The organism is Rhodococcus sp. no. 34 (assembly GCF_054589475.1).
Window position 1 is genome coordinate 747,893 of the sequence record NZ_BAAILK010000035.1, and the last position, 25,992, is coordinate 773,884.

At 63.2% G+C, this 25,992-nt stretch carries 25 protein-coding genes; 11 read left to right on the forward strand and 14 right to left on the reverse strand.

Features of this window, described 5'->3' with window-relative positions; genetic code table 11:
- Positions 1-206 precede the first annotated feature (206 nt).
- The 5 genes from dnaB to rpsF form a co-directional block, all read right to left on the reverse strand.
- Complete coding sequence (gene dnaB, locus ACYP01_RS16730) at positions 207-1,613, reverse strand: replicative DNA helicase (RefSeq protein WP_019746049.1); 1,407 nt, start codon at positions 1,611-1,613, stop codon at positions 207-209.
- A 508-nt stretch (positions 1,614-2,121) separates the two neighbouring features.
- Positions 2,122-2,577 (reverse strand): 50S ribosomal protein L9, encoded by a 456-nt coding sequence (gene rplI, locus ACYP01_RS16735; RefSeq protein WP_007735531.1) that lies wholly within the window; start codon positions 2,575-2,577, stop codon positions 2,122-2,124.
- Positions 2,578-2,595: 18 nt separating this feature from the next.
- Positions 2,596-2,838 (reverse strand): 30S ribosomal protein S18, encoded by a 243-nt coding sequence (gene rpsR, locus ACYP01_RS16740; RefSeq protein WP_003941245.1) that lies wholly within the window; start codon positions 2,836-2,838, stop codon positions 2,596-2,598.
- Between the two features lie 39 nt (positions 2,839-2,877).
- On the reverse strand, positions 2,878-3,402 hold the full coding sequence (locus ACYP01_RS16745; RefSeq protein ID WP_003941248.1) for a single-stranded DNA-binding protein: 525 nt from the start codon (positions 3,400-3,402) through the stop codon (positions 2,878-2,880).
- A gap of 64 nt (positions 3,403-3,466) precedes the next feature.
- The gene (gene rpsF / locus ACYP01_RS16750) at positions 3,467-3,754 is read right to left on the reverse strand and encodes a 30S ribosomal protein S6 (RefSeq protein WP_003941237.1); all 288 of its coding nucleotides are present in this window, start codon (positions 3,752-3,754) and stop codon (positions 3,467-3,469) included.
- Between the two features lie 210 nt (positions 3,755-3,964).
- Here rpsF and ACYP01_RS16755 point away from each other — a divergent pair, with 210 nt between their 5' ends.
- Genes ACYP01_RS16755 through ACYP01_RS16765 form a run of 3 tightly spaced genes read left to right on the forward strand, consistent with a single transcriptional unit; the run spans position 3,965 to position 6,729 of the window.
- Positions 3,965-5,320: a glycosyltransferase family 87 protein gene (locus ACYP01_RS16755; protein ID WP_007735530.1), complete on the forward strand. Its 1,356-nt coding sequence runs from the start codon at positions 3,965-3,967 to the stop codon at positions 5,318-5,320.
- Entirely contained in the window at positions 5,320-5,904 is a 585-nt protein-coding gene (locus tag ACYP01_RS16760) for a GNAT family N-acetyltransferase (protein ID WP_317830185.1), read from the forward strand. The genes ACYP01_RS16755 and ACYP01_RS16760 overlap by 1 nt, the downstream gene beginning before the upstream one ends.
- Positions 5,905-5,949: 45 nt before the next feature.
- Entirely contained in the window at positions 5,950-6,729 is a 780-nt protein-coding gene (locus ACYP01_RS16765; RefSeq protein WP_118605779.1) for a DUF4190 domain-containing protein, read from the forward strand.
- Positions 6,730-6,735: 6 nt separating this feature from the next.
- On the opposite strand, the gene ACYP01_RS16770 is transcribed toward ACYP01_RS16765, so the two are convergent.
- From ACYP01_RS16770 to ACYP01_RS16780, 3 genes are read right to left on the reverse strand one after another with little or no spacing between them, the layout of a single operon-like run.
- Positions 6,736-6,897: a hypothetical protein gene (locus ACYP01_RS16770; protein WP_312638920.1), complete on the reverse strand. Its 162-nt coding sequence runs from the start codon at positions 6,895-6,897 to the stop codon at positions 6,736-6,738.
- Positions 6,894-10,175, reverse strand: coding sequence for a WD40 repeat domain-containing protein (locus ACYP01_RS16775; RefSeq protein ID WP_459681296.1), 3,282 nt, complete (start codon positions 10,173-10,175; stop codon positions 6,894-6,896). Before ACYP01_RS16775 ends, ACYP01_RS16770 begins: the two co-directional genes overlap by 4 nt.
- A complete protein-coding gene (locus ACYP01_RS16780; protein WP_459681298.1) occupies positions 10,118-10,576 on the reverse strand; it encodes a helix-turn-helix domain-containing protein in 459 nt (152 codons plus the stop codon). The genes ACYP01_RS16775 and ACYP01_RS16780 overlap by 58 nt, the downstream gene beginning before the upstream one ends.
- Before the next feature lie 186 nt (positions 10,577-10,762).
- Between ACYP01_RS16780 and ACYP01_RS16785 the strand changes: the two genes are divergently transcribed.
- Positions 10,763-11,062: a helix-turn-helix transcriptional regulator gene (locus ACYP01_RS16785; protein WP_459681300.1), complete on the forward strand. Its 300-nt coding sequence runs from the start codon at positions 10,763-10,765 to the stop codon at positions 11,060-11,062.
- Between the two features lie 2 nt (positions 11,063-11,064).
- On the opposite strand, the gene ACYP01_RS16790 is transcribed toward ACYP01_RS16785, so the two are convergent.
- From ACYP01_RS16790 to ACYP01_RS16800, 3 genes are all read right to left on the reverse strand, one after another.
- A complete protein-coding gene (locus ACYP01_RS16790) occupies positions 11,065-12,642 on the reverse strand; it encodes a glycosyltransferase family 87 protein (RefSeq protein WP_030537124.1) in 1,578 nt (525 codons plus the stop codon).
- 39 nt (positions 12,643-12,681) lie between these two features.
- The gene (locus ACYP01_RS16795; protein WP_387388450.1) at positions 12,682-14,832 is read right to left on the reverse strand and encodes a transglycosylase domain-containing protein; all 2,151 of its coding nucleotides are present in this window, start codon (positions 14,830-14,832) and stop codon (positions 12,682-12,684) included.
- A gap of 562 nt (positions 14,833-15,394) precedes the next feature.
- On the reverse strand, positions 15,395-15,814 hold the full coding sequence (locus ACYP01_RS16800; RefSeq protein ID WP_042448217.1) for a DUF5318 family protein: 420 nt from the start codon (positions 15,812-15,814) through the stop codon (positions 15,395-15,397).
- A gap of 128 nt (positions 15,815-15,942) precedes the next feature.
- Here ACYP01_RS16800 and ACYP01_RS16805 point away from each other — a divergent pair, with 128 nt between their 5' ends.
- The 6 genes from ACYP01_RS16805 to ACYP01_RS16830 all read left to right on the forward strand — a co-directional run bounded on the left by ACYP01_RS16805 (position 15,943) and on the right by ACYP01_RS16830 (position 21,371).
- The gene (locus tag ACYP01_RS16805; RefSeq protein ID WP_459681303.1) at positions 15,943-16,782 is read left to right on the forward strand and encodes a DUF1707 SHOCT-like domain-containing protein; all 840 of its coding nucleotides are present in this window, start codon (positions 15,943-15,945) and stop codon (positions 16,780-16,782) included.
- 9 nt (positions 16,783-16,791) lie between these two features.
- Complete coding sequence (locus ACYP01_RS16810; protein WP_075834979.1) at positions 16,792-17,613, forward strand: DUF1707 SHOCT-like domain-containing protein; 822 nt, start codon at positions 16,792-16,794, stop codon at positions 17,611-17,613.
- 9 nt (positions 17,614-17,622) lie between these two features.
- On the forward strand, positions 17,623-18,393 hold the full coding sequence (locus tag ACYP01_RS16815; protein ID WP_064689044.1) for a DUF1707 SHOCT-like domain-containing protein: 771 nt from the start codon (positions 17,623-17,625) through the stop codon (positions 18,391-18,393).
- Between the two features lie 116 nt (positions 18,394-18,509).
- Positions 18,510-19,073 carry a PadR family transcriptional regulator gene (locus ACYP01_RS16820; RefSeq protein WP_003946014.1) on the forward strand — a complete coding sequence of 188 codons (564 nt, stop codon included), beginning with the start codon at positions 18,510-18,512 and terminating at the stop codon, positions 19,071-19,073.
- Positions 19,066-20,169, forward strand: a complete 1,104-nt coding sequence (locus ACYP01_RS16825; RefSeq protein ID WP_003945979.1) for an inositol-3-phosphate synthase — start codon at positions 19,066-19,068, stop codon at positions 20,167-20,169. Before ACYP01_RS16820 ends, ACYP01_RS16825 begins: the two co-directional genes overlap by 8 nt.
- Positions 20,170-20,312: 143 nt before the next feature.
- Complete coding sequence (locus ACYP01_RS16830) at positions 20,313-21,371, forward strand: isopenicillin N synthase family dioxygenase (protein ID WP_459681309.1); 1,059 nt, start codon at positions 20,313-20,315, stop codon at positions 21,369-21,371.
- 7 nt (positions 21,372-21,378) lie between these two features.
- Here ACYP01_RS16830 and ACYP01_RS16835 read toward each other — a convergent pair whose 3' ends face one another.
- Both ACYP01_RS16835 and pdxR read right to left on the reverse strand, forming a co-directional pair.
- A complete protein-coding gene (locus tag ACYP01_RS16835; RefSeq protein ID WP_459681312.1) occupies positions 21,379-23,496 on the reverse strand; it encodes an oxidoreductase in 2,118 nt (705 codons plus the stop codon).
- A 59-nt stretch (positions 23,497-23,555) separates the two neighbouring features.
- Entirely contained in the window at positions 23,556-24,941 is a 1,386-nt protein-coding gene (gene pdxR, locus ACYP01_RS16840; RefSeq protein ID WP_459681314.1) for a MocR-like pyridoxine biosynthesis transcription factor PdxR, read from the reverse strand.
- Positions 24,942-25,025: 84 nt separating this feature from the next.
- Here pdxR and ACYP01_RS16845 point away from each other — a divergent pair, with 84 nt between their 5' ends.
- Complete coding sequence (locus ACYP01_RS16845) at positions 25,026-25,733, forward strand: pyridoxamine 5'-phosphate oxidase family protein (RefSeq protein ID WP_069145284.1); 708 nt, start codon at positions 25,026-25,028, stop codon at positions 25,731-25,733.
- Positions 25,734-25,798: 65 nt separating this feature from the next.
- On the opposite strand, the gene ACYP01_RS16850 is transcribed toward ACYP01_RS16845, so the two are convergent.
- Positions 25,799-25,992: HNH endonuclease signature motif containing protein (locus tag ACYP01_RS16850; RefSeq protein WP_459681317.1), on the reverse strand; the 194-nt coding region annotated here is incomplete at its 5' end.

Genomic DNA, 25,992 nt, shown 5'->3' on the forward strand with positions numbered 1-25,992 from the left:
TGACAGTCGCCGCGTACCCATCCTTTCTGTTGCGATTCTCGCTACGGTCGCACTTGTCGTGACCGGATGTTCGTCGGGCTCCGAGACTGATTCGACGAACACCGTAACCGCTCGGCAGCCGCCCAACATCGACATAATCTCTGGTGCTCGCCCCGAATCCCACGATGACCGATTCTTGTCCCACCTTCAGGCGATGGCGGCAGCAGCTATCCCCGCGCCATATCGACGAACTTCGAGAGGTGAAGCTGGTGCGCCACAGTGATTGTCGCGGTCGGGCCGTTACGGTGCTTACCCAGAATCAGGTCCGCTTCACCGCCACGGGGATCGTCTCGCTCGGTCGCGTCGGGGCGGTACAGCAGAATCACCATGTCTGCGTCCTGCTCGAGCGATCCGGACTCACGAAGGTCGGCGACCTGCGGACGCTTGTCGGTTCGCTGCTCGGGACCACGGTTGAGCTGACAGATCGCGACAACCGGAACTTCGAGCTCCTTCGCCAAAAGCTTTAGGCTACGAGAGAATTCGGAGACTTCCTGCTGACGGGACTCGACCTTTTTACCCGAGCTCATCAGCTGGAGGTAGTCGATGACGATCAGGCGAATGTCGTGTTTCTGCTTGAGCCGCCGCGCTTTTGCGCGAATTTCCATCATGGTGAGGTTGGGGGAGTCGTCGATGAAGAGCGGGGCCTCACTGATCTCACTCATTCGACGCGCGAGCTTGGTCCAGTCGTCGTCGGTCATCTTGCCGGAACGCATGTCGCCGAGCTTGATCTTTGCCTCTGCGGACAGCAGACGCATGACGATCTCGGTTTTGCTCATTTCCAACGAGAACATGACGCTGGCCATGCCGTGCGTGATGGAGCAGGAACGCAAAAAATCCATTCCAAGGGTCGATTTGCCCACACCAGGTCTAGCCGCGACGATGATCATCTGACCAGCGTGAAGACCGTTGGTGATCTCGTCGAGATCCTTGAATCCGGTGGGCACACCGAGGGAAATTCCGCCGCGGCTGGCGATGGAGTCGATCTCGTCCATCGTGGGCTGGAGGAGTTCGGTGAGGGGTACGAAGTCCTCGGTGGTTCGACGCTCGGTGACCTCGAAGATCTCGGCCTGCGCGCGGTCGACAACCTCGGCCACGTCCTGGCCCTCGGTGCCGGCGTAGCCGTACTGGACGATGCGAGTACCGGCGTCGACGAGACGACGCAGCACGGACTTCTCGGCCACGATCTCGGCATAGAAGGCGGCGTTGGCCGCTGTGGGCACTGTCTGGGTCAGCGTCACCAGATAGGCAGCACCGCCGATACGGCGGAGCTCACCTCGACGGTCGAGCTCGGCGGAGACCGTCACCGGGTCGGCGGGCTCGCCACGGCTGTAGAGGTCCAGGATCACGTCGTAGACGGACTGGTGAGCGGGCCGGTAGAAGTCACCCGGACGCAGTACCTCGAGGACGTCAGCGATGGCGTCCTTGCTCAGCAGCATGCCGCCGAGCACCGACTGCTCGGCAGTCATGTCCTGAGGTGGCTGGCGTCCGAACTCCTGGTCGGGCTCGGCCTCGGGAGGGCCCGGGTAGTCCGGCCCCGAGAAGTCGGAAGGTCCTCGATCATCTACAACAGCCACAAGCGAGACCTTCCCGTAAAACACTCGACGACACTGCCAGAAACCGCAGCGCCCTCATCATTTGTACCTGCCCCCACCGACATCCCCTAGCCGCATTCGGCCGGGCTGTAGATAGACGCCGAGATGACGTTAGGGACTAGTAGGTCCGCATACAAACCGGACTGTGGATAAACCTGTGGATGTTTTGTGGAAACTCCCGCCCCACGGTGTGCACCGCCTGTGGAGCATTTGGGGACTACTTTGCTCAGTAACTACAAAAGACCAGGTAGATGGCTATCCACAATTTCACAGGCCTGTTGATGAAAATAGTTCTTCCTCAGTCGGCGCGTCGGCGTGTCGGGCGTGTTGCCTCGCCCGATTCGTCACTGATCACCAAGTCGAACATCACAGTGTGAGAGTTATCCCCAGGTCCGATTCGGGACGCTGACAGGCGGCACACCGCACCCCGAAACAAAACGTCGGGCCCCGCACACCGAAGTGTGCGGGGCCCGGCGAGACGAACAGTCGACTATGCGCCGACGACGTTCAGGTTGAACTTGGCAACCACATCGGGGTGCAGGTTCACGACCACGGCGTGCTTGCCCGTGTTCTTGATGTGAGCCTTCGGCAACACGATGGAGCGCTTGTCGACAACCGGTCCACCGGCAGCCTTGATCGCAGCAGCGACGTCAGCGACGGTAACCGAACCGAAGAGCTTGCCCGAGCCACCGGCGGTCTTGACCGTCAGCGTTACGGACTCGAGGCCCTCGATAGCTGCCTTGAGCTCCTTGGCGTGATCCAGGCCGCGCACGGCGCGCGCTTCCTGTGCACGACGGATGCCCTCGACCTGCTTCTCGGCGCCACGGGTGGCGACGATTGCCAGTCCGCGGGGGAGCAGGTAGTTACGGCCGTAGCCGTCCTTGACCTCCACGGTGTCGCCAGGCGCACCGAGGTTGTCCACGTCAGCGGTGAGGATGAGCTTCATGTTCTTTCCTCCCTTTCCTTAGCGAGCCACGGTGGCGTAAGGCAGCAGTGCTACCTCACGTGAGTTCTTGACGGCAATGGCAACGTCGCGCTGGTGCTGGACGCAATTGCCGGTGACACGGCGAGCACGGATCTTTCCGCGATCGCTGACGTACTTACGAAGCAACGTCGTGTCCTTGTAGTTGATCTGCGTGTTCTTCTCTTTACAGAAGGTGCAGACCTTCTTCTTCATAACCTTGTCGCGCAAGGGCGGCTTCGGCATGTCTTTGCTCTTTTCTGGATGTTCCTGATCAGGTACGGATCAGAAGGGCGGTTCGTCGCTGCCCGCACCACCGAAGGAGCCCGAAGCCTGAGGCGCACTGCCCCAAGGATCGTCTCCACCCGAAGGTGCAGCGCTCGGACGTCCGCCACCCGATCCGCCGGAGGAACCGCCGAAGTTGCCGCCTCCACCGCCGCCACCACGGTTGGCCTTGTTGACCTTTGCCGTGGCGTACTTCAGTGAAGGACCGATTTCATCGACTTCGAGCTCGACGACAGTTCGCTTTTCGCCCTCGCGAGTTTCGTACGAACGCTGCTTGAGCCGGCCGCTCACGATTACTCGTGAACCACGGGTCAAGCTCTCCGCGACGTTCTCGGCTGCTTCGCGCCAGATGTTGCAACGCATGAACAGCGCATCGCCGTCTTTCCATTCATTGGAATTACGGTCGAAGGTGCGGGGCGTGGAAGCAACCGTGAAGTTTGCAACCGCGGCACCCGCCGGGGTGAAACGAAGTTCAGGATCAGCCGTCAGGTTTCCGATGACGGTGATGATGGTGTCGCCAGCCATGTGGTTCCTCCTGCATTGATGTAAGACCGTTGGGCGCGAGAGTAGAGCTCGCTACCGACAGTAATTACTTGTTGTGGCGCAGAACCTTCGTGCGCAGAACCGACTCGTTCAGACCGAGCTGACGATCGAGCTCAGCGACGGTGGCGGGAGTGGCGTTGATGTCGATCACCGCGTAGATACCTTCAGCATGCTTCAGGATCTCGTAGGCGAGACGACGCTTACCCCAGACATCGACCTTGTCGATCGTGCCGCCGTGCTGGCGCACAACATTAAGGAACGTATCCAGTGAAGGAGCGACAGTGCGCTCGTCCAGGCTGGGGTCAAGGATGACCATCAATTCGTAATGACGCATAAGACCTCATCACCTCCTGTGGACTAAGTGAAAACGGCCACGGACTATCCGTGGCAGGAGGGTCGTTGCGTCAGCAACCCTCGTAGGTTACACGAGGGGCCTTGACCAGGGAAATCGTCCCGCCCCTCCGGGAAGACCACCAGGTCGATGCGCGACGCGTGGTGCAGACGCATCACCCCGCGAGCCACTGCGCCCCCTAGGGTGAGAATCATGCGAACAGACCGCAAGACCCCGGCGTCGATCCTGGCGTTGGTCGTCGGATTGTGCGGGCTGACGATGGCGCTGGGCTATTTCAACAAGGCCAGATGCGGCGGTGCACCGTTCGCGCCCGACGGACGAAGCCTGAACTTCGACGTCAACAAGAACATCGACGTCTGCTACTCCGACATTCAGTTGCTCTGGCTCGGACGAGGTATCGATCAGCATCTGTTCCCCTTCGTCACCGGAGGGATAACGCCCGAAGGATTCCTGACCGGCGGAACCGTCGAATACCCGGTGCTCAGCGGAATTCTGATGTGGCTGGGCGGTATCGGCTCACACACCGACACCGATTTCCTTCTGCACTCGGCCCTGATCCTGGCTCCTTTCGGACTGCTCACGGCGTGGATGCTCGGCAAGATGAGCGGCGCGTACGCGCTCGTGTGGTCGGCGACTCCGCCCCTGGTTCTGTACGCATTCCACAACTGGGAACTCCCGGTGGTGGCCACCAGCGTCGGCGCGATCTTCCTGATGACGTTCGAGCGGATCCCGCTGCGAACTCGCGCGGTTCTGGCGGCCGTCATCCTGGCGATCGGTTTCTGTTTGAAGCTGTACCCGGGAATGTTCGTGCTGCCGCTCATGGCCTACGTGCTTCTACGCGGCACCGAAGGCAAGCGCTACGACGTTCGTGGAGCGCTGATGACGGCGGGCGCGGCGATCGTCACCGTCGTCCTCGTCAACCTGCCGTTCGCCCTCATTTCCTACGAAGGCTGGCGCGCGTCGTTCAGCTTCCAGGAGAAGCGAAGCGCGGACATCACCACCAACTCGGTGTGGTTCTGGGGTTTGCGTCCGTTCTACGGTTTCGGAGTTCGCGAACTCAACGCCGACTACGACGCACTGGTGAGCATCCTGTCTCCGGTGATGATCCTGTTGTCGTTCGCGCTCGCGATGTATCTGGGTTGGCGCCGCTACGTCCGCGACGGCTACTTTCCGTGGATTGCAGTCAGTGCCGCGATGCTGTGCGGATTCGTGTTGCTGCACAAGGTCAATTCACCGCAGTACACACTGTGGATCCTGCCTTTCCTCGTACTGTTCAAGATCCGGTGGTTCTGGATCGTCGCCTATCTGATCGCCGACGCAGCGTTGGGTATCGGCATCTTCCGGTACTTCTACCAACTGGACATGAATCTCGATCCGAGCAAGTACGAGGCCGTCGTCCAGGCGAGCGTGTGGGGCCACGTCATCCTGCTCGCCGTGTTCTTCTTCCTGTTCCTGCGAGTCCCGTTGCGGTATCCGCTTGCCGGTGGGACCGATCAGATTGCCAACTCCGACAACAACCTTCCGACTCACTCACGGGAGCACGCCTGATGGCTGCATCATGGTTCGAATCACCGACGCTGACCGGTGATCGTGTCCGACTCGAGCCCCTGGGCGTCGCGCACACCGACGCTCTGCTCGCTGCTGCCGACGACCCGGCGATCTTTCGTTGGACCGCATCGCCCATCACCGATCGGGAACAGGCACAGAAGTACATCGCTGCAGCAACCGACGACCCTAATCGGATCGCCTTTGCGCAGGTGAACATCGCGACGAACGCCGTGGTCGGCACCACGTCCATGTACCAGATCGACCCGGTAAACCGCAGTCTTGCAATCGGATACACGTGGTTGTCGCGATCGGTTCAGGGAACCGGGATCAATCCCGAATCGAAGCTGCTCCTGCTTCGTCACGCCTTCGACCAGCTCGAAGCCGTACGCGTCGAGTGGCACACGGACGAGTTCAACGAACAGTCCAGGGCCGCGATCGCAAAGCTCGGCGCTCAGTTCGAGGGCCTGCTGCGCAAGCACCGACGCCGCGCCGATGGCAGTTGGCGTACAACAGCGCTGTTCGCGATGACCGACGACGATTGGCCGACCATCGCACCTCAGCTCGAGACACGTACCCGAAACTAGCGATCACCTGCACTCTTCGGCCAAGTCCATGCCAAGATTCACCTCATGAGCGATCAGGGTGGGTACGGGTACCAGGGCAATCAGAATTGGCAACCGTCTCCGTACGGGCAGCCCGATCCGTACGGCAGGCGGCCGACGAACACACTCGCGGTGCTCGCCCTCGTCTTCGCGTTCCTCATCGCGCCGTTGGGGATCGTCTTCGGGCACATCGCTCGCGGCCAGATCAAACGGACCGGCGAAGAAGGCGACGGACTCGCCCTTGCCGGACTGATCATCGGCTACATCTTCACCGCACTCGGCATCCTGGCCGCGATCGTGTGGATTGCATTCTTCGGGCTGCTCGCCGCCGCTTTCGGCAACGCCGCCAATGAAGCGAGTTCGCGGAGTCTCACCTATACGACGCCGTACTCGTACTCCACGACCACGACTCGGGCGCCGAGTGCACCCACCACAGCGCCGAAAACGACGACGCCCCCACGCGTCACAACCTCGATCGGACCAGCGCCGACCGTCTCGGGCACCAACCGTCAGGGCTTCATCTCCGGCGGCCCCAGTTGCAACTCCACCAATCCTGCCGTCGCCATCGCCGTCACGACCGGATCACGAATCGTCATCTGCGAAACCGGAGTCGGGCGTTACTACTACAAGGGTCAACGGCTGAGCGACGGCGCCACCATCGAACTCGACGATCCGACGCCCACGGGCAACGGATTCACCGTCACCAACAAGGACGTGACGTACAAGCTCACCTCCGCCGGACTGGTGATCACCGGCAGCGGAGGCGAGCTGGGTCGGGAAGCGGCGCTCGAGTTCTGGATGAACTGAAGCGCGTCAGCCGGCACACGGATCCTGGTAGGGAACACCGGGCAGGTACCGCTCCCATTCGGCTTCCGTGATGGGAGATCCTGCGGTGCGGCACAATCGATCAACGACGCCGTCGGGGTCGATTCCCCACAAGCGAACGGTCTTGTCCGACCCGCTACCCGCGATCATGTCACTCTCGCCGGCGAACTGAGCGTCGTTGACGGACCCGGGTAGGCGGACAGCGTCGCAAATCGTGTTGACTGCGAGGGCGTCTCGATATCCCAGAGCCAGACGGTTCCGTCGCCGACACCGGCAGCGAGCCGATCACCGGCGCGGTTGAACGAGATCGAATAGATTGCGCCCTCGGGGCCGACGAGACGAGCGAGTTCCTCGGGTGCCGACGGTGTGCGTACGTCCCACACGGCGACACCGTGATCCGCACTTCCAGCGGCCAACAGCGTTCCGTCGGCGCTGAAAGACACTGCTAATGCGTAGCTTTCGAATCCACCCACCGTCGCCGCCACCCGGGGCGACGCTGCGTTCGACACGTCCCACAGATCCACTTCGTTCTTGGCGTTCGCGATCGCCAAGATGTCGGTACCTGGCTGAAAGGCCATCATCTGCGGGTAGGAGCCGACATCGGTCAACGACAACAGTTTCGGAGCCGACGGGTCGGAAACGTCGACCAACGCAATACTGTTGTCGTCCTGCGAGGACACCGCCAGCAGATCTCCGGCGGGATTCAGTGCGACAACCGCCACGATGCCCTTCACGTACACCGCGGGTTCGCTGTAGATCCGTGGCGACGCCGGATCACTCAGGTCCCAAAGATATGCACCGCCGCCGCCGGTGCCGCTCACCGCCAGGTTCCCGTCTGCCGACACCGCCGACGCACCGCTGAAAGTGTCGGCCCCTTGCGGTTTCAACTCCGGCATCACCGCGGGGCGATCGAGATCCTCGGTGTTCCAAGCCAACATCGCGCCACCCCTGGCACCGACGCCGGCCACCAGACGCGAGCCGTCCGCGGCAAAGGGACTGGTGAAGATCGTGTCCCGAGCTCCCGCCCAGACCGGACCCGGAAGAGCCCACACGCGAGTCACACCGTTGAGTCCCCCGGTGACCAGATTGCGGCCGTCATCGCTGTAGTCGACTGTGGTCACCGCCCCACTGTCCGGAAGTGTTTCGATCAATGCCCCGGTTCGGGGGTCCCACACGCGCACGGAGTTGTCGGAACTTCCTGCGGCAAGACGTGTTCCGTCTTTGCCGTAGTTCAGTTCGTTGACGTAGCTGGAAAATCCCGTCAGTGCCTGCAGGGGAGTGGGGCGCGCCGGATCGCTCATGTCCCACCGAACCACCTCCCTGCCAGTGGTTCCCGCCGCGAGCTCGCGTCCGTCCGGACTGAAGGCGACGCCGAGGTAGTGGACGGTGGTGCCGTTGGGCTCGGTCGCGAAGATCGGCGCCGATTCCTCACCCCACTTCGCGACGTCCCACACGCGCAGAGTCGCTTGACGCCCGCCCGCCACGAGGAAACGTCCGTCGGGGCTGAACGTCGCGGTGACAATGCCGTCAGCTGGATGCGGAAGAGCAGGCAAAGCAACGGCATTCGTGGAGGTGTCGATGTTCCATCGCAGAACGTCGGGCGTCGAGGTACCGGCGACCAGCTTGGTTCCGTCTGGACTGAACTCCATGTCCTGCACTACCCGTTCACCGTCGACGGGAAGAGTTCCACGAACCGGATTCTCGGGATCCGACACGTCCCAAAGCGCAGCGCCGCCGGCGCCACCGGTCGCAAGCAGCCGTCCGTCCGGGCTGTAGGCGACGGCAAAGAGCGCCGTGCCCTCCGAGACTCCGAGGAACTCCGCCTGCGGAACAGCTGAGGCCACACCGTCGACCATCGGATAAAGTCTGACCTTCCCATCCGAACCCCCCACCGCCACAACAGTTCCGGCTGGGTTTATCCGGGCCTTCATCGCGCCGGGCGGTCCGATGATGCGAGTAGCCGAATGAACGCCCGACGCATCCAGCAATGCCGAGCGGGCTTCGGTTGTTTCGTTGACCGCAAATGCCGCCAGAGCAAGCTGCGACGCCAGCGACGGATCCCGCTCGCGCATCCTGATCGACTCGGTGGCCACCTGACGCGACATCGCCTCGTCTCGCGCGGTATCTGCTTGGACACGTTGACGATTGGCTCCGATACCGGCGACGGTCGCAACCACCGCCAACACCAGAGCGATCACCGACGCGGCTGCCAACGCAGTCACGAGCCGTCGTAGCACGCGTGTACGTCGGCGATCGGCAAATTCCTGCTGATCACGATGCTCGATGCTCGCGGCGAGGTACTCCCGCTCGGTGGCATTGAGGTCGGCGGCGCGGGTCCGACTCGGTTCCAGTGGGAGCCCGAGTTCGCCCGAACGCAGCCATTCTTCCGTCAGATGAAGACGTGCGGGTCCGAGCAGCGCGCCGGGGTCGCGTCCACTGTCTTCCCACACCTGCGCCGCGTAGGTGAACCGGCGATGCACCGCCAGACCGGCGCGGTCCGAGTCGATCCAATCGCGAAGCCGACTCCACGCGGACAGCAAGACCTCGTGCGAAACCTCGACGGTCTCCTCGTCGACGGTGAGAAGGCGGCGTAAGGCGAACCGGTCGATGACGGTATTCACGTCGTCGACGTCGTCACCGAGGAAGAGTTCGGTGCGCGGTGCCCGCCGACGCGTCTGCGTCACTTCGTCGACGTTGACCAATCGCAGAAAGATCCTGCGCGCAAACTGCTGCTGCCTCTCTGTGAGCTCGCCGTACACTTCCTCCGCGCTTTGCTGGACAGCTCCGGCGATCCCGTCGGTGGCGTAGTAATCCGAGACGGTCAGAGTTTTACGCGTCGACCGTTGCCAGGTCCCCAACAGTGCGTGTGACAGCAAGGGCAAAGCTCCGGGGTCGCTCGCCGTACGCGAGCCGCGTGGTGTCAGCTCGCCGACCAGAACCTGAACCAATTCGCTCTGCACGGTCGTCCCGGCCTTGACCGCCGGCTCGACGATCACCTCGCGCAATTGTTCGTCGGTCAGCGGCCCGACCACCATCGGCGAATCGTCGAGCAGCGGCACCAAGAGCGGTTCCTCCGCCGCGAGCCCGTAGAAGTCGGCGCGCATTCCGATGACGGCGATGGTGTTCTCACCGAGTTCCGCGAGTGTCTGCAGTATTTCCTCGCGCCGATCACCATCGCACTGCGTCCACAGTTCCTCGAACTGGTCGAGGATCAAGACCGTTGGTTCGTCGGAAATCGACGACGGAATTCCTCCCGTACCCGGCTGCAGGGTTTCCACCCGCCAACCGTCGAACCGTGGATCGTCCCCGGCAACCTTGGGGGCGAGCCCGGCCCGCAGCAAAGACGACTTACCCGATCCGGAAGCACCGATCACCATGAACTGACGGCGGCCGACAGCTCGTATCGCCGACGCCACCCGCTCGGCCAAGTGGCAGTGAGTTCGTCTCGACCGAAGAACCACTCGGCATCCTCCTGCCGGAACGACTCGAGACCTCGATATGGAACGGTGGCGTCGCCGCGTCGTCTGGCCGTCAGCTGTCTCACTCGTTGCACCGCACTGATCCAGCGCTGCCGCTCATCCTCGGAATCGACGCCGCAGGCCTCGAGGAGCGCGAAAAACATCGGGGTACTCGCCGGCGTCGGCAGGTGTTGGCCGGCAAACCATCCGCTGACGGTTCCGTGCAAACCACCCGAACGCTCGACGGCTTCGCGGACCGTCAGTCCGGCTGCGTTCCGCAGTGCAGTGAGCGTCTCAGCAAACTGCCCACGCGACTCGATCCGGGCGGGATCGACCTGATTGTGCGTACCGGCTTCTGCCTTCGAGTTCATAGCGACGCACTCTATCGGAGCAGGTAGGGGATTTGTCCGTTGTATGGACTCTGTATCGAGAGAGTTGCACCCGTTCCACTGAGACACCTCGATCGAAATACTCGTCTCAGTCGCACCTCGAGCCAGCAGCCCTTCTGCAAATACGGCAGTCGACGCCCATCCCCTCCGTCGAAAGGCGCTACTCGCATGTCTTCAATCGGCATTTCTCCGAAGATCGAGGCAAACGTGTCCCGAGTCGGCAACCCCAAGCACGGCAAGCACAAGCCGAAGCTGAGCGTCCGCGAGATCGAAGTAATTCTTGCCTGGCTACGTTCGGATTCCAAGTCCGAGGTCGCCGAGACACTCGGCCTACGCGTCTGCACCGTCAACACACACATCACTCGGATCCGCACGAAGTACAGCGACGTCGGGCGGCCGGCTCCCACGAAGGCAGCATTGTTTGCCCGCGCGGTCCAGGACGGGTACACCACCCTCGACGAGTGGTGACCTCAGACCGTGACGGGTTCCGGTTCCTTCGCCTTGGACGGCTTCAGCCAACCGGGTAGCCAGGCAGGTTGTTTGTCCGGTGCTTGATCGAGAACACCGCCCGCCGGATCGTCGATGAACCCGTACCGCACGAGATCCTCCGACGGCCGGTAGATCTGCCGGAGCACCAGCGCGCACAGAACGAGTACCGCGATGTCCCGGATCACGACGGTTCCGGTGAACCACTGCTCTGGCAGCCCCTTGTTGGACACACCGAGGTAATACATCATTCGTGGAACCCAGACCAGGGCGTCGATGGTCATCCACGCGAGCAGGAGTCTGCGGTGCGGCAAGGCCAACACGGCCAGCGGCACCAGCCACAGAGAATACTGCGGGCTCCACACCTTGTTCGTGAGCAGGAAGCCCGCCACCAACAGGAAGCACAGCTGCGCAACTCGCGGACGACGCTGCGCCGTCAGGGCGACGTATCCGACACCGATGCAGACGGCCACGAACAAAAGCAGAGAGACGGCGTTGAGATTCGACGGTGACTCACCCTGTGCGAGAGGACCGTCGAGGCCCTTCCACGACGTGAACGACGCGATCACGTTGTAGAGGGAATCGGGATCGGCCCCGCGTTCGGAGTTGAGCCGGAAGAACTCGTACCAACCATGGGGGTACAGCGCGGCAATGGGCAGGTTCACCGCAAGCCATGCCGCGACCGCGCTGAGAGCGGTCACCAGCCAGTCCCTCGTCTTGCCCGCGCGCAAACACAGGACCAAGAGCGGTCCCAGTAGGAGCAGCGGGTAGAGCTTTGCAGCGCCGCCCAGGCCGAGCAGGATTCCCGCGAGCACGGGCCGCTTGCGTGCCCACGCCAACAACCCACCCGCCGCGAACGCCGTCGCCAGAGGATCGAAGTTCGTGAACACGTGCACGATCACCAACGGGGAACACGCGATGAGAGCGCCGTCCCACACTCGTCGTCCGGCCAGCAGGGTGCTCGCCCACACGGTGACCAGCCACGCCAACGCCAACCCGAACGCCACGACGTTGAAATAGAGCGCCACCTGAATCGCGCCTGGCAGCCAGGTGATCGAATCCCACGCCTTCGCGACTTTCATTGCGCCGTACTGGTAGAGCCCCGAGATGACCGGATACTCCATGTACCGCATCTGGATCGAACCGTCGCCGCGTACTTCTTCCCACGACGTCTTGTACGGGAATGCTCCCTGATCGAGGCGTTCGGCTCCGTACAGCGGAACGGTATCGGAGTAACACATCGCCACGTACTGGCGGCTGCCACTCCAATCGAGGCCGACCTGCCCGCTCTCGCCGACCGGCGCCTGCTGAATACAGCCCGCCTTGGCGAACCAGCCGAAAGCCAAGAACACCACGGCGAGCAGAAGGATCACTCGCATCGGTGTGAAGAAGCGAGTGCGCCCGATCAGTGCGTGACGACCTACCGGACCGCCGACGGTTCCCGACAGCGCAGACACCATCGCGTCGTTGCGACTGGGAACGTCCCGCCAATCCGCCGAACGAAGATCTTCGGCCAGCGGAGCGGGGGAGGTCGGTTCGGCATCATCAGCATTCGCGGCCACTCCGCGAGGTTACCGTCTTTCGAACCGACCACCCTCCAACTACTGGCCGGGGCTCACACCTGCCGGTTCTTCCTCGGTGGTCTCGCCTGCCCCCGGTACCTGTGGCGTGGTTGTCGTCGGCCGGGAGATGCCCGGAATCGGGATCGTGATGCCCGGCAGAACCTCGACCTGCGTCGTTGTCACCACGGGCGGCGGAGTGGTTTCCGTCGTCGTCGGTGCGGTGGTCGGCGGCGCCGACGTCTTGGGCGGTGCGGGAGCCGTGTACTCCGGAACACCACCGGCTTGACCGTTGATCTTGCCCGGCGTCGGGAACTTCTCGTTGTCGGTGCCCTCGAGGGCGCCGTCCATCGTGTCCTTCCAGATGTCCGAAGGCAGACCCGAGCCGTAGATCATCGCTCCACCGGAATTGGTGATCGCTTCACCGTCGGGAGTTCCGACCCAGACCGCGGTCGAAAGCGACGGCGTGTAGCCGACCATCCACGCGTCCTTGTTGGCTCCGGTGTCACCGAGCTGCGCAGTACCTGTCTTCGACGCCGACAGACGTCCGCCGGCCAGGTTGTGACCGCGCGAGTACGCCGCGATCGGCTGCATCGCAGCCGTCACGTTGTCCGCCACGGCAGCGTCGATGCGGTCTTCACCGGCGGGCGCGCCGCGGTCCAGCAGCACGGTGCCGTCGGCCGCGACGACCTTCTGCACGAAGTGCGGTGCGTGATACGTACCGGACGCGGCGAGTGTCGCGTACGACGACGCCATGTCGAGCACGCGGGCCTGGTACTGGCCGAGCACGATGCCGTTGTTGGGGCCGGAACCGTCGGCCTCGGTGAGCGACGGGCCGACACCCGGGATGTCCTTCGGGATGCCTGCCTTGTGAGCGATGTCCGCGATTTCCTGCGGGCCGTTGCCGTCGAGGCTGAGCATCTGACGGTAGAAGCTGGTGTTCAGCGAACGCTTGAGCGCCTCTGCGATGGTGCAGGTGCCGCAGCTTTCACCTTCGACGTTGCCGATGGAGATGCCGTTGACGGTCAGCGGTGAGCTGTCGTACATCTGCGAGAGCGGGATTCCCTGATCCAGGGCGGCTGCGAGGCCGAACACCTTGAACGAGGAACCGGTCTGAAGTCCGGCATTCGCGAAGTCGTATCCCGCGCCGTCCTCACCGCCGTAGTACGCCTTGACGGCTCCGGTCTTCGGATCGACCGAGACAACTGCGGTACGCAGGTTCTCCGGCTCGCCCTCCATATTGGAACGGGCTGCCTCGACCGCTGCGGCCTGAGCCTGCGGGTCGATGGTCGTGGTGATCTGCAAGCCCTCGGTGTTGAGCAACTGCTCGCTGATTCCAGCGTCGCCGATCTCCTTGAGCACCTGACGCTTGATCAGGCCTTCGGGTCCGGTCGAGCCCTGGCTGCTGTTGTCGACCTGGGCGAGCGGGATGTAGGCGGGGTACTGCATCGGCGTGCGCGCGGCCTGATCCAGCGTGCCTGCAGACACCATGCCGTCGAGCACGTAGTTCCAACGGGACTTGGCACCGGTCGGGTTGGTCTCGGGATCGAGGAGCGACGGAAGCTGGATCGACGACGCCAGGACGGCGCCTTCTTCGATGGACAGCTGGTCGACGGGCTTACCGAAGTAAGCCTTGGACGCGGCCTCGATACCGTACGCACCACGACCGAAGTAGATGGTGTTCAGGTATGCGGCAAGAATGTCGTCCTTGGACCACTCGTTGGCCATCTTCGAGGAGAGAACGAGTTCCTTCATCTTTCGCGTCAGCGAACGCTCCGAGCCGACGAGCGCGGTCTTCACGTACTGCTGAGTGATGGTCGATCCACCACCGGCACTGTCGCGACCGAGGACGTTGTCACGGGCTGCGCGCGCGAAACCGGAGATCGAGAAGCCCGGGTTCGAGTAGAAATCGCGGTCCTCTGCGGCCAGAACGGCGTTACGAACGTGCATCGGTACCTGATCGAGCGAGACCTCGACGCGGTTACCTTCGTCCGGCGGGACGACGGTAGCGATCACGGTGCTTCCGTCGGCGGCGAAGACCGTCGCCACCTGATTGGTCTTTTGGTCACCGGGCTTGGGGACGTCCTGCACGATGTACGCGGCCATGAAGGCAAGGACGGGCAGAACAAGACCGAGCGCCACCAAGACGTAGGCCGAGCGGCGAACTGTGCGCCACTTGGACTTCTTCTTCACGGTGCTCTTTCTTCCCTTCGGGGGTTGTCCGTCATTGCCACCGCCACCGGAGCCACCTGTCGGCGGCTTCGTCGGTGGAGGTCCGACCGGCGGGCGGGTGCCCGCGTTGCTACGGGTGGTCGCTGCTGCTGCCGCGACGCGCTGGGTCGGTTCGTTTGCCTGAGCGCCGGAGGCGCGACCCTGAGGCGGCGGGCCCGAAGGCCGGCCTTGCGGCGGACGGCCCTGAGGCGGGGGACCGGCGGGGCGACCCTGAGGAGGCGGGCCCGAAGGTCGGGCTTGCGGCGGACGACCCTGGGGCGGGGGTCCCATCGGACGACCTTGCGGCGGACGACCCTGAGGGGGCGGACCCATCGGAGGGCGTCCCTGCGGTGGTGGGCCCATGGGACGTCCCTGCGGCGGACGACCCTGAGGAGGTCCGGCGGGACGGTTGGGACCGACGGGACGGCCACCCGGGTTGTTGCCGCCCGGGTTGTTGTTGCTGGGGGAACTCACGAATCAAATCTCCAGTGGTCACGGACCGATCACGTGCAGACTTCGATCGGGCCCTTCTTCGGGTGTGGCGTTACTCGCTGGCGGTGCGCCGGCTTGGTGGGCGTGCTCGCCGCGGTCGCGGCGGCGCAGGTACTGCGCCGAGCACATAGGACTGCACCAAGTGGTTCCAACTGCAGGTACGGCACACCTCTACAACGTGCACCGTGAACTCCTCTGCTGTTTCCGCAAGCCGAGCGAGCTCGTCCGAGGTTCGGGCCGATCCCGAAACCTGACCGAGCTTGTCGCCGAACACCCAGGACACGAGCGTCAACTGTTCCTTGCGGCAAATGGGGCAGACGACGTCGCTGCCCCGGCCGTGGAACTTCGCGGCTCTGAGTAGGTACGGATCGGCGTCACACACCTGCTTGACGTCGGTCCGACCCGCAGACACTTCGGCCAGCACAGACCGACGCGCGAGCGCGTAGTCCACAACTTGCCGCTGTATCCGCACCTGACCAGCGTACGTGCGTCCGTGCCGCGACGGACGGTTCGGGAGGGTCACGATGAACACATTTCGGGGGCTGGGGGCATGGCGACCAGCCATTACGATCACTTCCTGTGAAGTCTTCTCGTTCTCCGATGACGCGCGCTCGTGATCTTGATCGCGTCGAAACGTGCAATGTGTTGGACGCCGCGTACGCCGAAGGGCAGTTGAGCGCGGAGGACTACTTCGACCGGACCGAGAAGGCGAAGTCCGCGAAGACCCTGCTCGCACTCGCACGCCTGGTCAACGATCTGCAGGTGCCGAAGATCGAGACCAAAACGGTGCCTCGGACGTCGACGGCACGAAAGGCCGTGTTCGTCGGTGCTGCTGCTCTGATCGTCGTCGGCGCGGTCGCCGCAGTGGCGTGGAGTCGGTCACCGTTGACGCCCTCGGAAGACATCACAGCCAGTTATGCCAGCACTACTTCCCTCGCTCCGCCGTTGCCGACCACCACCCCGGTGCCGGAGCCGACCGTCGAACCGATCCTGATCGCACACATCGACACGTTGACGCCGGAAGGAATCGGCGCATTCATCGAGAGGTATCGCGACGAGTACGGCGACATGTTCGTAGACGACGCCAGCTTCCACGGCGACTACTCCGCAGTGAGCCGGGCGGTCCCCGATGCTCCCGCTCTCACCGAGTCCATCAGTTTTCGCGACGGCTTCGAGAGGGAAGTGACGTCCACTCCGCGGCGAACTGGCCAGCCGACCTTCGACCTCGGTTCCATCCAGATCGACAAGCTCGCGCCGTACATGGTGAACATCGGCGACTATGTCAATGTTTCGGACGCCGCGATCACCCACTTGATCGTGGACGCGAACTACGGCGTCCCGGAGATCGCGATCTATGCAGAGAACGGACTCGGCCACCAAGGACGCATCGAGGTCACGCCGTGGGGCGAGATCTCTCGTTCCTACCCGTACGGGAGCTAGGGTGAGCCGGTGAGTGGGTCCCCGACTACTACCTCTACGCGCACCCGTGCGCGCGACGTCGACCGTTCCGATACCTGCGCCGTTCTCGATACGGCTCTGTCCGACGGACAGATCACGGTCGACGAGCATGCGAACCGAACGGCTGCGGCCATGACCGCGACCACCCTCGGCCAGCTCGATCTGCTGGTCCGCGATCTGCAGAAAGCAACGCTGCGCAACGCCGTCGCCAAAGTTCGTCGTATCGACAAGATCTGGTACCTCGCAGCCGCATCGACTATCTTCGCCGGCCTGATCGGGTACCTCACCTTGTCCGCCGACGATTCACCCCCACCGCCTCCACCGGCTGCAGCCGAACCTGTCGGACCGCTTGCCCCCATTGTGAGTTCGACGCTGAACACGGTCACTGCAAGCGGGATCGGGGAATTCATCACCAGATACAGCGCCAAGTACGGCACGACGCTGATCGATTCCGCCAACTTCTACGACGGCCATGCAAGCGTCACTCGCGCCGCCGCTGTCTCGCCGAATCTGGAGGAGGACATCGACTTTCGTGGAGGTTTCACACCAAGCGAGAGCTCCACATCCCGGGCGGCCAGCACGACTACCTTCGACCTCGCCTCGGTCGACATCGACAAACTCGCCGGATACCTGGCCGGAGCGTCCGCCAATCTCAACGTCCCCGACGCCAAGGTCTCACACATCAGCATGAGTTCGTCGGGCCAAGATCCACGTATTTCCATCTACGTGGACAACGAACTCGGCGCGAGCGGTTCGATGGAGCTGACCCCGGATGGCCGCCCGATCCGCTTGTCTCCCTTCACTCCTCGATAGGCCTCGGACATGCCAAACGATCTGACCCGGACCACCCGTGCTCGCGACGCCGACCGCGAGGCCACCTGCGCAGTGCTGGACTCCGCCTTCGCCGACGGGCAACTCACCGCGGCCGAGCACGACGAATTGACCGAACTCGCCGCGGTTGCAGTTACTCTCGGCGATCTCGAAGAATTGACGTTCGATCTGCAGACCGAGGCGTCCCTACCCGTTCTCCGGAAAGAACCTTCGCTGGACACGCGTTGGATCGCCGTTGTGATCATCGCTCTGTCACTGGTCTCGGCTATCGGTTTCGGAATCAAATACGCCGCGTCCGACGTCACGATCTTCTCGAGCCCCGAGCCACAGTTACACACCGTCGACGGCCTGGGGGCGATGTTCCATGCCATCGAAACGGAGTACGGCAGCGGACTGGTCGACGAGATGACCATCTATCCCACTTATGCACGCATAACGCGCGCCGATCCTGCCGCGCCGCGCAAGAGCCTGGACAGCTACTACCGAGGCGACCTCGAGGACACGACTTCAGGAGGATCACGCGAACCCGACGTGACACAGATCGACGTCAGACAGCTCGATCCTCGCATCGTGATCGCCCTGCTCGACGGCGCCGGAACCACCACCTCCGTGCAGAATCCGACCACGCGGTACCTCATGATCGAGAGCTCCGAAACCGTGCCGACCATCGAAATTCACGTCGGCAACGACCTCGACGAGAGCGGGTACCTGACCGCTGCCCTCGATGGCGAAATCATGTCGATTTACCCGTTCACCCCCTGATCTAGCCGTGACACCTTGGTACACGTATCGGGCCGCGGTGTGGTTTTATATATCGGCGCGATATAGTTGGTTATCGCATCAAGCGGTTAGGTTCAACGACTCGGGAGGTTTGTCAGTTGCTCGAACTCGCAATCCTCGGGCTGCTCCTCGAGTCACCGATGCACGGATACGAGCTGCGTAAGCGGCTCACTGGTCTGCTCGGCGCATTCCGCGCGTTCTCGTACGGATCGCTGTACCCGGCACTGCGGCGCATGCAAGCCGACGGATTGATCTCAGAAGACGTCGACACTGCCACCGGCACGCTCAAGCGTCGGGCGCGTCGCGTCTACCAGCTCACTCCGGAAGGTCGGCAACGGTTCACCGAACTGGTCGCCGACACCGGGCCGCAGAACTACACCGACGACGGTTTCGGCGTTCACCTCGCCTTCTTCAGCCGCACCCCCGCAGAAGCGCGGATGCGGATCCTCGAAGGCAGGCGACGTCAGGTCGAGGAGCGCCGTGAGGGGCTCCGCGAGGCCGTCGGTCGGGCCAGCGGATCGCTGGACCGCTATACCCGTCAGCTCCATCAGCTCGGACTCGAATCGAGTGAACGCGAAGTGCGTTGGCTCAACGAATTGATCGCAGCCGAGCAATCGACAACAGGAACATCCCGGAAAGAAGGAGAACCCGACCATGGGTGAGAACAGCACCGCGGTGCGCGTAGCCATTGTGGGCGTGGGTAACTGCGCCTCGTCCCTGGTTCAGGGCGTCCACTACTACAAGGATGCCGACGAGACCCAGACGGTCCCCGGCCTCATGCACGTCAAGTTCGGTAAGTACCACGTCCGCGACGTGCAGTTCGTCGCTGCGTTCGACGTCGACGCCAAGAAGGTCGGCTTCGACCTCTCCGAGGCGATCCTCGCGAGCGAGAACAACACCATCAAGATCGCCGACGTCCCGCCCCTGGACGTTCCCGTTCAGCGTGGCCCGACCCTCGACGGCATCGGCAAGTACTACGCCGAGACCATCGAGCTGTCCGACGCCGAGCCCGTCGACGTCGTCAAGGCACTCAAGGACGCTCAGGTCGACGTCCTCGTCTCCTACCTGCCCGTCGGTTCAGACGACGCTGACAAGTTCTACGCACAGTGCGCGATCGACGCAGGCGTGGCATTCGTCAACGCTCTGCCCGTCTTCATCGCTTCCGACCCGGAGTGGGCTGCCAAGTTCAAGGACGCCGGCGTCCCGATCGTCGGTGACGACATCAAGAGCCAGGTCGGCGCCACCATCACCCACCGCGTGATGGCGAAGCTGTTCGAAGACCGCGGCGTCGTGCTGGACCGCACCTACCAGCTCAACGTCGGTGGAAACATGGACTTCAAGAACATGCTCGAGCGTGATCGCCTGGAGTCCAAGAAGGTTTCCAAGACCCAGGCCGTGACGTCCAACCTGACCGGCGCACTTGCCGGCAAGGTTCACGACCGCAACGTCCACATCGGTCCCTCGGACTACGTGGAGTGGCTCGACGACCGCAAGTGGGCATACGTCCGCCTCGAAGGCCGCGCCTTCGGTGACGCTCCCCTGAACCTGGAGTACAAGCTCGAGGTCTGGGATTCGCCCAACTCTGCCGGCATCATCATCGACGCCGTCCGTGCAGCCAAGATCGCCAAGGACCGCGGCATCGGTGGACCGGTTTACCCGGCTTCCGCTTACCTGATGAAGTCCCCGCCGGTCCAGATGGCCGACGACAAGGCTCGCATCGAGCTCGAAGCGTTCATCATCGGAGCCGACGAAGCTTAATTCGACTCACACTGATTCGGGGTCTTGCGCCAACGGCGCAAGGCCCCGATTCTGTTATCCGCAGGGTGTTTCCGCATCCGCGCGGGTAATCACGCCTGCGGCTGCCGAATTGCCGTGCGGGTCCGGGTGCCGCTCAGCGTGGAATGATGGACATCAGAACCATCACACGGATCGAGGACCCCATGTCGATTACGTCGCTGCCAGTGCTCGATCTGTCGCTTGCGCAGAACCCCGACACCGCCGAGCAGTTCCGCACTCAGCTCCGCGAGGCCACCCACGAGGTCGGATTCTTCTACCTGGTCGGCCACGGAATTCCCGACGAACTGCAGCGCCGCCTCCTCGCCGTCGCCCGCGAGTTCTTCGCGCTGCCGACTGCCGAGAAGCTCGCGATCGAGAACGTCCGCAGCCCGCACTTCCGTGGGTACACCCGGCTCGGCGGCGAACTGACCGAAGGCAAGCAGGACTGGCGCGAGCAGATCGACATCGGGGCCGAACAGCCCGCGGCCGAGCGCACCGACACCTCACCGGCCTGGGAGATTCTGCAGGGCCCCAACCAGTGGCCCGACGCCCTTCCCGAACTTCGCGACGTCATCACCGAGTGGAACGACACGCTCACCTCGATCGCACTGAGCCTCTTACGCGAATGGGCGGTAGCCCTGGGCCAGGATGCGACCATCTTCGACGACGCGTTCGCTCACGATCCGTCGATCCTCATCAAGGTGGTGCGTTACCCGGGCCGCCCGAAAGGTGCCGGCTCCCAGGGCGTCGGCGGGCACAAGGACGCGGGTGTGCTGACTCTGCTCTATGTCGAACCGGGCAAGGGTGGTCTGCAGGTCGAGCACGACGGCGACTGGATCGACGCCCCGCCGATCGACGGGGCGCTGGTGGTCAACATCGGCGAACTTCTCGAGGTCGCTACCGGCGGCTACTTGAAAGCGACTGTGCACCGGGTAGTTTCACCCGAGGGCGACGGTGAACGTATCTCGGTGCCGTTCTTCTTCAACCCGAACTACGCAGCGCAGATCCCGGAGTTCGACCTACCGCCCGAGCTGGCGGCGCGCGCCACCGGCGTCACCGTGGACGCGAACAACCCGATCCACGATTCCTACGGGGCGAATGCCCTCAAGAGTCGACTACGTGCGCACCCCGATGTCGCGGCCCGCTGGTGGCCGGACATCGTTGCGGCACAAAGCGTTACCTGACGCTGAACTACAGATCCATCGCGACTTTCCACGCCGTGTGCATCGCGCCCTCGATGTAGTCGACGTTCACCGCGTCACCGACCACGTGCACGTCGGAGACGACGCCGATCAGAGCGTCGGCCAGTGGCGCCTGCGCCGACACTCCCGAGGCGACGACAACCATGTCGGCCGGAGCGGTCAGTGTCTTGTCACCGGAACGGAATTCGACGTGCTCCTTGGTGATTCGCTGCACCGTTGAATTGCGGTGAATGTTCACGCCGACATGCTTGGCGTGCCGCACCGCCGTCCAGCGGCGCGGCATCGCCATCGGAATGCCCAACTGCTGGCCTTCTTCGATCAGCGTCACATTGCGACCTCGCTCGGCCAGGAACTCCGCGAGCTCGAGTCCGACAAGCGAACCACCGATCACGACAACGTCCTTACCCATGGGCAGGAACTTGCGGGTCACAGCTCGGATCGCCGCGGGGCTCTTGGTGATACCGGACAGCTTGCCCAACTTGGCCATCGTCCGCAGGAACGGCGGTACCTGTGAGACGTCTCCCGCTCCGGTCATCAACGCGCGCAACGAATCACCGGTGTGCACGTGCGGGAGATCACCGCCCGGAACGCTAGGCCGCTCACGAACCGCACCGGTGGCCACGACTACGGCGTCGGGGTTCAGTGCCCGGATCGAGGCAACCGAGGCTTCGGTCTTCAGTCGAACATCGACACCGAGACGCTCGATTTCCACTTTCAACCAGCTGAGCAGACGCCCGTTGTCCGGGGTAGTGAGGCTCGAGAACCACAGGGTGCCGCCGAGGCGATCGGATTTGTCCAACACCGTGACTCGGTGCCCACGTTCAGCGGCCACGCGAGCCGTTTCGAGACCACCGGGGCCCGCTCCGACCACAACAATGTGTTTCGGAGTGCTGGTCCGAACGAAGGGGAGAAGCGCTTCGTTGCCCAGGGCAGGGTTCACCGCGCACAGCGGGGTCTCGTCCCAGAAGTTCTCCTGCACGCAGACGTAGCAATTGATGCAAGGCCGAACCCGCTCGGGTACACCGTCTTTGAGTTTGTTCACCAACTGTGGATCGGCCAGGAGCTGACGGCCCATTGCGGCGAAGTCCGTGCGACCTTCCGCGATCATCTTCTCGCCAACCTCGGGGAGCATACGTCCGACCGTGATCACGGGGATCGATATCGCCTGCTTGATTCGCGTTGCATTGTCGGTGTAGTAGCCGACCTTGTCGGGCAGTGGTCCGTCGGTGAAGTTGGCAAAAGCATTCAGCGCGGTACCGGTGACATGAATGGCGTCAGCTCCGGCCTCTTCGAACATCTTCGCGGCCGCAGCAGCCTCGTCGACCGTCAGCCCGTCGGTTTCGCCGTACTCTTGACCGGCCAGACGCACGATGACGGCAAGCGCACCACCGACCTCCTCCTTGACCGCCCGAATGACCTCACAAGCGAGGCGAGCACGGTTCTCCATGGAACCTCCGTACTCGTCGCTGCGCTGATTCGTGTACCGACTCAGGAACGCTCCGAGGACGTAGTTGTGGGCACAGTGAATCTCGACGGCGTCGCCGCCCGCCGCCTTCACCCGTCCGGCAGCCTCGGCGAACATGCGAACCAGCCAATCAAGATCTTCCTTGGTTGCCTCGTGGTACGTAGCCCTCTTGCCCTCGTTGATGGCAGCCATCTTGCCCAGTTCTTCTGGCGTGCAATCGGCCATCGCGCTCATGTCACCCGGCGGCTTCGGCGTGGACGGGACCAACTGCGGTCGGCCGTCGAGGGTATCGATGCGCGCCACCTTGCCGTGGTGTGTCATCTGCACACAGAGCTTGCTGCCTGCGTCGTGGACTGCGTCGGCCAACGCCTTGAGACCGGGGATGAACCGGTCTTCCGAAAGCCCCGGTTCCTTGCGGCTGGTGCAGCCCAGCGGATACGCAACAGCGCAGCAACCGGTGATGATCAGACCCGTTCCACCAGCTGCACGCGCCACGAAGTGGTCGATGTCGCCCTTTTCGATTTCCCCGTCTTCACACAGGTTCATGTCCATCGCAGGGAGAACCACGCGATTGGGCACGGTCATCGGGCCGATGGTGCCTGGTGCGAGCAGGTGCGGAAAGGTCTGGCTTCGGATCGTCACGAGCAGACGCTAGAACTGGATCACGCCCATCCGTTGCCGCACTCCCGATCAACGAGACTTCACGCGCTGTGACGTGCGAGGCACTCGGCTATCACCTCGAGCGCATATTCGAGGTCCGCGGATTCCACCCGTCCGTAGCCGATGACCAATCCGCCGGGGTCTCCGTGCGTTCGGGTGGACTCGACCAGGGTGGGCACTTCGACGCCGTGCAGGAGCGCCTCGCGAGCGACGGTCGCTGCCAGATCCGCGTCGAGCATGAGCGTCGTGTGCATGCCGGCGCCGAGACCCCGCAGTTCACCGAACGATGACAGCGCTTCCTCGACCGCCCGATCACGCTCCCGGTACCTGCGCCGGGCGGTACGCACCGCTCGATCCCATTCGCCGTCACGGAGCAGGGACAGGAGTGCTTGCTGCAGCGGAACCGACGGGAAGTCGCCGATTCGCTTGCGGTGTACTGCTATGCGGTCGACCAGGTCGAGGGGAGCCACCAACCAGCCCAATCGAATTCCGGCGCCGAGCGTCTTGGCAACTGTTCCGAGATACACCACCCGATCAGGAGCCAACTGGGCAAGCGCAGGCAAAGGCGCTACGTCGTAACGGAATTCGGAGTCGTAGTCGTCCTCGAACAGGACGACGTCGCGGACGCGGGCGAACTCGATCAACTGGTTGCGCCGACCTACCGGAAGCAGCCCACCAGTCGGATACTGATGGGACGGTGTCACATACACGCCACGGACGCTCTCCGACGCAGTTTCGAGTTGGTCGACACAGAGACCATGAGCGTCGACGGGCACGTCGAGCAGCGACCATCCACAGGCTGTAGCGGCCGAGGACGCATACCGGTATCCGGGATCTTCCATCGCCAGAACAGCACCACGGGTACGCAGAGCCGACAGGGCGAGGCCGAGACCATGCGTGGCACCTGAGGTGATCAGGATTCTCTCGGGTTCAACCGACATTCCGCGGGCTCTTGCCAGCAATTCCGATAGTGCCGAACGCAATTCGTAGTCACCCGCAGGATCGGGATCCTCGAATGGTGGCGGTTTGGACCCGACATCACGCCACGCCCGCCGCCACGCTGCCGATGCACGCGGCGGCGTCCACGGCACGCCTGGCCGGAGCTGCACCCTGGGCGACATCTTGTCGGCGGTCTTCTTCGGTGTAGTCGTGGGAGTGACCACGGGAGAGGGCACCTCGGCAACGAAGGTGCCCGAGCCGTGCACAGCGACAAGCCAACCCTCGGCGATCAACTGCTCATACGCCCGTTCCACGACGCCCCGCGCCACCTCGAGCTCCGCCGCCAGCTTCCGGGAACTGGGTAACCTCAGACCCACTGCCGCCTTACCACTGCGGATATCAGCTCTGAGGTGGTCGGCAATCTGGACCGGGAGCGCCCGCCGATCTGTCCGGTCGAGGACGACGGCTACCGCCGAAGGCAGAAACATTCAGAACCCTCCCCGAAGTGGCCTATCGAAGTCTCCACTGATTGGACCATGACTTGAAGCCACTTTGCCACCAGCATTGTCTGCATGACAGATTCCGTTGTCTTTGCTGCCCCTGCTCCCGCCCCCACTGCACCTATTCCGCTGTCCCCGACAGCACGTACGACGCACAAGCGCGCCCGCCACCACGGCGTCGCAGAACGCGCGGCACTCGTCGACGTCTTGCAGTCCGCGAAGCTGTGCCACATGGGTGTGACCGTCGGCGGAGTTCCCATGGTGTTTCCCACCGCGTACGGGTTCGACCTCGACGGCCCTGACCGCGGCGGGTCTATTTATGTTCACGGTTCGGTGGCCTCGCGAAGCTTGGCTCCGGACAGCGAAATCTGCATCACCATCACGATCCTCGACGGGCTCGTGTTGGCTCGGTCGGGATTCCACCACTCGATGAACTACCGCAGCGGCGTCATCGTCGGATCACCTCGAGTCGTGACCGACGGCGACGAGCGAGTGAAGGCTTTGAATCTGATCGTCGACCAGGTGGTTCCCGGACGTTCCCAACACTTGCGGGATCACACGCGCAAGGAAATGGCGGCAACCATCGTTCTTGCACTGCCGTTGTACGAGGCTTCCGTCAAGGCCCGCACCGGCGGTCCCGGCGACGATGCCGCCGACATCGGTGTCGAAACCGTTTGGGCTGGAGTAGTTCCCGCAGCTACGCACTTCGGTGAACCGATCCCGTCCGAGGATCTCGACTCAGGTGTCGCGCTTCCGGACCATATCTCGACGATGCTCTGACCGCACACGCCGTACACACCGGGGCATGGCTATGCCCCGGTGTGTACGTATTCAGTTGCGCCCGTTCAGGCTGCTGTCGGTGGGCTGTTCCCGCCGATCGGCCGCTGGAACGGATCGATCGACATCGGTGGATAGAACACTGTTTTTCGGTCGGGGCCGATCTCGACCCGCCATTCGGTGTGGTGCATCGTCCGATGATGATGACCGCACAACAAGATCAGGTTGTCGAGATCTGTTGGGCCGCCATCGTTCCAGTGAA

Excerpts from the sequence above, each read along its gene's own strand:
- ACYP01_RS16765 (WP_118605779.1), top strand. The coding sequence starts at position 5,950 with ATGAGCGATCAGGGTGGGTACGGGTACCAGGGCAATCAGAATTGGCAA.
- ACYP01_RS16815 (WP_064689044.1), top strand. The coding sequence starts at position 17,623 with ATGCCAAACGATCTGACCCGGACCACCCGTGCTCGCGACGCCGACCGC.
- rpsF (WP_003941237.1), bottom strand. The coding sequence starts at position 3,754 with ATGCGTCATTACGAATTGATGGTCATCCTTGACCCCAGCCTGGACGAG.
- ACYP01_RS16805 (WP_459681303.1), top strand. The coding sequence starts at position 15,943 with ATGACGCGCGCTCGTGATCTTGATCGCGTCGAAACGTGCAATGTGTTG.
- ACYP01_RS16760 (WP_317830185.1), top strand. The coding sequence starts at position 5,320 with ATGGCTGCATCATGGTTCGAATCACCGACGCTGACCGGTGATCGTGTC.
- ACYP01_RS16845 (WP_069145284.1), top strand. The coding sequence starts at position 25,026 with ATGACAGATTCCGTTGTCTTTGCTGCCCCTGCTCCCGCCCCCACTGCA.
- ACYP01_RS16825 (WP_003945979.1), top strand. The coding sequence starts at position 19,066 with ATGGGTGAGAACAGCACCGCGGTGCGCGTAGCCATTGTGGGCGTGGGT.
- ACYP01_RS16785 (WP_459681300.1), top strand. The coding sequence starts at position 10,763 with ATGTCTTCAATCGGCATTTCTCCGAAGATCGAGGCAAACGTGTCCCGA.
- ACYP01_RS16745 (WP_003941248.1), bottom strand. The coding sequence starts at position 3,402 with ATGGCTGGCGACACCATCATCACCGTCATCGGAAACCTGACGGCTGAT.
- ACYP01_RS16770 (WP_312638920.1), bottom strand. The coding sequence starts at position 6,897 with ATGATCGCGGGTAGCGGGTCGGACAAGACCGTTCGCTTGTGGGGAATC.
- ACYP01_RS16830 (WP_459681309.1), top strand. The coding sequence starts at position 20,313 with ATGATGGACATCAGAACCATCACACGGATCGAGGACCCCATGTCGATT.
- ACYP01_RS16755 (WP_007735530.1), top strand. The coding sequence starts at position 3,965 with ATGCGAACAGACCGCAAGACCCCGGCGTCGATCCTGGCGTTGGTCGTC.
- rplI (WP_007735531.1), bottom strand. The coding sequence starts at position 2,577 with ATGAAGCTCATCCTCACCGCTGACGTGGACAACCTCGGTGCGCCTGGC.
- pdxR (WP_459681314.1), bottom strand. The coding sequence starts at position 24,941 with ATGTTTCTGCCTTCGGCGGTAGCCGTCGTCCTCGACCGGACAGATCGG.
- ACYP01_RS16780 (WP_459681298.1), bottom strand. The coding sequence starts at position 10,576 with ATGAACTCGAAGGCAGAAGCCGGTACGCACAATCAGGTCGATCCCGCC.
- rpsR (WP_003941245.1), bottom strand. The coding sequence starts at position 2,838 with ATGCCGAAGCCGCCCTTGCGCGACAAGGTTATGAAGAAGAAGGTCTGC.